The organism is Sphingomonas sp. CFBP 13706 (assembly GCF_014842355.1).
Classification (GTDB): domain Bacteria; phylum Pseudomonadota; class Alphaproteobacteria; order Sphingomonadales; family Sphingomonadaceae; genus Sphingomonas; species Sphingomonas aerolata.
This window is the reverse complement of sequence record NZ_JACYVM010000038.1, coordinates 1-4,520: the sequence shown is the minus strand read 5'-3', so window position 1 is coordinate 4,520 and position 4,520 is coordinate 1. Positions and strand designations below refer to the sequence as shown.

The 4,520-nt window shown below is 56.5% G+C and carries 4 protein-coding genes; 2 read left to right on the top strand and 2 right to left on the bottom strand.

Translation table 11 applies throughout. From position 1 onward, the window contains the following. Positions 1 to 63 precede the first annotated feature (63 nt). Positions 64 to 921 (bottom strand): hypothetical protein, encoded by an 858-nt coding sequence (locus IFS44_RS21390; protein ID WP_192100119.1) that lies wholly within the window; start codon positions 919 to 921, stop codon positions 64 to 66. Between the two features lie 372 nt (positions 922 to 1,293). Between IFS44_RS21390 and IFS44_RS21385 the strand changes: the two genes are divergently transcribed. Then, positions 1,294 to 1,755, top strand: a complete 462-nt coding sequence (locus tag IFS44_RS21385) for a hypothetical protein (protein WP_192100117.1) — start codon at positions 1,294 to 1,296, stop codon at positions 1,753 to 1,755. A gap of 546 nt (positions 1,756 to 2,301) precedes the next feature. Further along, positions 2,302 to 2,934, top strand: coding sequence for a tyrosine-type recombinase/integrase (locus tag IFS44_RS21380; RefSeq protein WP_192100115.1), 633 nt, complete (start codon positions 2,302 to 2,304; stop codon positions 2,932 to 2,934). Between the two features lie 110 nt (positions 2,935 to 3,044). Here the strand turns inward: IFS44_RS21380 and IFS44_RS21375 are convergent, their stop codons facing one another. Further along, entirely contained in the window at positions 3,045 to 3,536 is a 492-nt protein-coding gene (locus IFS44_RS21375) for a MucR family transcriptional regulator (protein ID WP_031439578.1), read from the bottom strand. Positions 3,537 to 4,520: the final 984 nt, after the last annotated feature.

Below are 4,520 nucleotides of genomic sequence, written 5' to 3'. Positions count from 1 at the left end.
CCGCCGACACTACTGCAAGCCCGACTTTTTCAACACAATCGGGCGACAGCGGCCAAGGTGCGGCTACCTGCGACGGCCGAAAAGCCTGCCCGCCGCACGGACGCCATCGGGACGGGTAAGGGTAAAAACCATCCCGGCCTCAATCCCACGGGGCCCGAAAAGATTGCCGGTAAAGACGCCCGTATAGCTGCTATCGGGGCTAGTGATCGCGCCGCTAATCCCGTTCGCGGATATTGTGCCACTGAAGACCAGGGTTGCCGTCTCCGGCGTTGTACCCGTGGTATAACTGCCTTGCTGGGCACTCAATCGCGCGGTGACCGATCCGTTAGCGTGATCAATGGCCAAGGCGACGTCACCAAAAACACTAAAACCACCACCGCGATTACGCCCAACACGCGTTGTATTGAGGTCCACGGCGTAATTTGTTGTTCCTAACAGAGGAATGTCGCCGTCTCGTGTACGCTCCCCGATCAGGAAATAGCGCATTGTATCACGAGATGCGGCAGCGGCATTTGGCTCACGTGCGTCCTCGTCGACTTGCTGCTCAGCGATGTAGACGTATTCCATATTCGGGAACCGCGCGAACGTCGCCGCGTCGCCCCGAGCTGTGACCGTCCGCGTTCGCTGCCACTTAACGCCATCAGCATTGGTGAAGCTTACTTCAGCCGGATTGAAAACTGCCGTTTCTCCGGCAAAGCGGATCACAAGCAACTTGCTGGCGTCATATGATAATTCCAGCGCACTGCGAGATTTTTGCAACGATGCTTGCTGTGATTCGACCGAGTAAAAGGGCGCGGTATCTGAAGTATAGCGCTCCACGGTAGTTACTGTCGCTACCTGTCCAGCGAACACCCGATTCTGCGACAGGTCAAAACTGCCGTAGGTAAAAGTTGGAGCCGGAGTTGGAGTTGCGGTTGGCATCGGTGCGGGAGTTGTGGAGGGTGCCGGCGCGGGAACAACCTGAATGGAACCCTCGCTCCCCCCGCCCCCGCCGCAGGCCACTAAGCAGAGCGCGGACGACATAGTGTACAACTGATTGCGGCGCATGGATTGTCTCCCCCTCCTGGAGAATAGCAATTTTGCTGCGCAGACGTCCAGCCATCGACCACTATGTCCGCTTTTGGGCCGAATGCAGCCTGTACGCTTCGGATTGATGCCGATCGGCAGTGCGAACGTCGCGACTTGGTGGATTGCGGCCCGACTGCTTTTAGGTGAGGTTCGATCAAGGCAGACGTTGACGGGCTACGATTGCCGCCGTCAATTTGCCTCAACGATGTAGCCGGGAGATAGCAGATGATTGCTTTAGTGGTCGGCCTCATGATGACAGCCGCCTCTCCAAGCTCGGCAGAGCTAACAGTCGTCTGTGAAATTGGAAGCATCGCCCTGCGCGATCTGCCAAGCATCAACCGCAACAAAGGATTTGATTCCTACTACGTCGCTCCCGACCCAAGTCGCCCTGACCTGCTGATGACTTGCCCTAGGCTTAAAGGTGAAATCCCCAAAGGCTATCCCATTGCAGACGACGATGCGCGATCGCGAGCAGCGGTGCACGCGCCTATTCCCGGCCAACACATCCGAGAAGCCTTCATCTATTCTGTCGGAGTTCCACAGATAAGTAGCGACGTTAAAAGCGCCGTCGTTCGTTTCGCCTATTCGTGCACTGGCCTCTGCGGTGGAGAATTAGAGGCTCGCTATATTCGTACATCAAAGGGATGGCAGCGCGAGGGTCAGATCCGCATGCTCTCCGTCTCTTAAGCGCACTAGCAGCTGAACAATCGGTAGATTGCGGGCAAGCCAACGCGCAACCGAGATGACCGATTATGAGCGGAAGCGAATGGCGGGGATTTGTGGATTGCGGAAGGTCCGCTTTGGAGCAAAGGTGACGGTAAAGCTGCCGTCGTTGTATCCTAATGGCAGGGAGGAAACACGATTTTACCCTTTTCGACGATTAGCTTACCGCACATCTGATCGCGTGGTTGCGCGGTGACGGCGCACACGCCACGAACTCGTTTCGAAGTAAGCCGCTTGCCTCTTGGCAACTCGCAGAGCCCGGACTGACATTGTGCGCCGCTGCTGCAACTGCGGCCTGCCAATTCGACTCTGGCTGCGGGTTTGAGTTGTAGAGAAGAGATTAATAGGAGTGCAGCTGCAAACATTGTCGAGCTCCATGTTACATCGTGAAAATCAGGCCACAGTTCAAACTGAATGCACCTAGCAATCCAGAGTAAATGCCCCTCCGGAAAAGCCATGCCACCCCGTGCCCGTTCTCTCCTTGGCCATGATGGCCACGGAGAGAAAGCTATGGGTACGTCAGAGTTCGATCCAATCGCAGGCAAACGCTCCCCCTGGAACGGCGGGCGCAAGGTGGGTGCCAAGCGTGCGCTCAAGCCGCGACAGGTCTGGGCCATTCGCTTCTTCCTCGATCAGCACCAGCGACTACGGGATCGAGCGTTGTTTGACCTGGCGATCGACAGCAAGCTGCGTGGTTGCGATGTGGTGCGGATGAGGATCGGCGATATCGTCCTTGGTGGCCATGTCCGAACCCGTGCGATCGTCGTTCAGGCGAAAACAGGTAGGCCGGTGCAGTTCGAGTTGATGGCGGACGCCCGAGCAAGCTTGCTGGCATGGCTGGAGAGGCGAGGTGGTTCGCTTGCCGACTATGTCTTTCCTAGCCGAACCGATCATGCCCGCCCGCTCAGTACCCGCCAGTACGCCCGGCTGGTAGCCGAATGGGTGAACGGCATAGGGCTGCGCCGCGAAGAGTATGGGACGCACTCGCTCCGGCGGACCAAGGCTTCCATCATTTACAAGGCGTCGGGCAATCTTCGCGCGGTGCAGATCCTACTCGGCCACGCCAAGATTGAGAATACCGTGCGCTACCTTGGCGTCGATGTCGAAGACGCTTTGACCTTGTCAGAGGGCATCGAGGTGTAACCTACACCGGCTTCTCGCCACCGTGAGAAGCCGGACCGGACAGACGAGCGGCAGAAGCAGCCCTTCCCCTGCCGCCCAAAGGCTGGCCCCCAATGGAAGCCAGCTTTTACTTACTCGGCCGTTTCAACTTTTGGCTTTTTGGATTTTGCTGGGGCCTTCGATGCCGTGCCATCGCCGCTGCGGCTGCTACCCAAGCCAATCCTATGGGCCATCGCACGGCGCGCTTCCGAATAGGTCGTTGCAACCATCGGATAATCAGCCTTCAGATTGTACCGCTCGCGATATTCTTCTGGCGTCAGGCCGTGCGTCGTGAGGTGTCGGCGAAGTGTCTTGTATGGCTTGCCATCGATCATGCTGACGATGAAGTCCGGGTTGGCCAGCGACTTACGGGCCGACACTGCGGGGGTATATTGCTCGGCATCAGCGACAGGGGCGTTCGCCTCGTTGGCACCGCCGATTAAAGATTGAACGCTGGAGTGCATCTGGGCGAGAAACGCTGGAACGTCATCTGCTGATGTTCGCGTGTTTGGATTCGACAACCATGCAATCGTCAGCTCGGTTGCAAGCTCGACGGCGTCTAGCTGAATAGTTTCGTCAGACATCATTCACTCCACGTGTGTCACCGCCATTTGGGGTCGCCTTTTTACAAAAACAACCGCGGCTACATGCGACTGAAGCAATCAACCAAGTCTCCGCATGAATAAATAGCGATGCAAGTGGTGCCAATATGTAAGTGATTGTGCCATTTTGGCCGTGAGGGAAGCAGGGTAAGAACGACACATTATTGAAGACATTTGCACCCAATATGCGCACCTTCGTGCGAGCATGAGCCAAATGATCTTCGAGGTTGGCGGGGTGCAGTCCGGCAATCTTTGGCTCTGCTGCGACTGCCGATGACACCTATGGTCAGGCCATGGACGGCAGCGAAATGGCCGGAATTGGTGGAGAGCGGACGGTCCGCGTCCTGTACCAGCGTAGCAGATCCAGAAGCGGCTACTTTAAAGGGCTTCCGATTGTTACTAGGGTCGCAGCATGAGCGAAGATCCACTCTTTCCGACATACGAAAGGCTTGGCCGTTTGGCTGTCTTACGGTCGGGCTTCTTGCATCTGGCATCGGCAGTATTGTACTGCTGGGCAGTGTGTTGGGTACGTGCGATCCCTCAATCGGTTGTGCTGAAACGCATATTCTGGCCAGTCTAGGGCGGGTGCTATTGATCGCTTCATTATTCGCCGCACCCATATGGCTGGTCTGCGGAATTCTGAGGAGGCTGGTTTACCCTTCGGCTGGTGCATTTACGACCAACTTTCTTCTGACGTTCGTGGTGGTTCTTACCGTGGTGCTCTGTTTCAGCCCTGCCGTCGATCTTCTATTCAGGATCGATAGATGAGAACCCTGATGATCGCAGCAGATGTGAGCGGGTCCGCCCTTGATCAGCATCGGTCGGCGCATTTCTTACCTATAGCCATGTAAGCTACCATCAAGGCTGCGGCCTGCGCGTCTGTGTTTTGGCGTAAGCGGAATGGCCGAAATTGGGCGATTGTGTTGAAAAAGTCGGGCTTGCAGTAGTGTCGGCGGTCTGATTCAA

Coding starts and splice junctions, on each gene's coding strand:
- IFS44_RS21380 (WP_192100115.1), top strand. CDS start 2,302: ATGGGTACGTCAGAGTTCGATCCAATCGCAGGCAAACGCTCCCCCTGG.
- IFS44_RS21385 (WP_192100117.1), top strand. CDS start 1,294: ATGATTGCTTTAGTGGTCGGCCTCATGATGACAGCCGCCTCTCCAAGC.
- IFS44_RS21390 (WP_192100119.1), bottom strand. CDS start 921: ATGCCAACCGCAACTCCAACTCCGGCTCCAACTTTTACCTACGGCAGT.
- IFS44_RS21375 (WP_031439578.1), bottom strand. CDS start 3,536: ATGTCTGACGAAACTATTCAGCTAGACGCCGTCGAGCTTGCAACCGAG.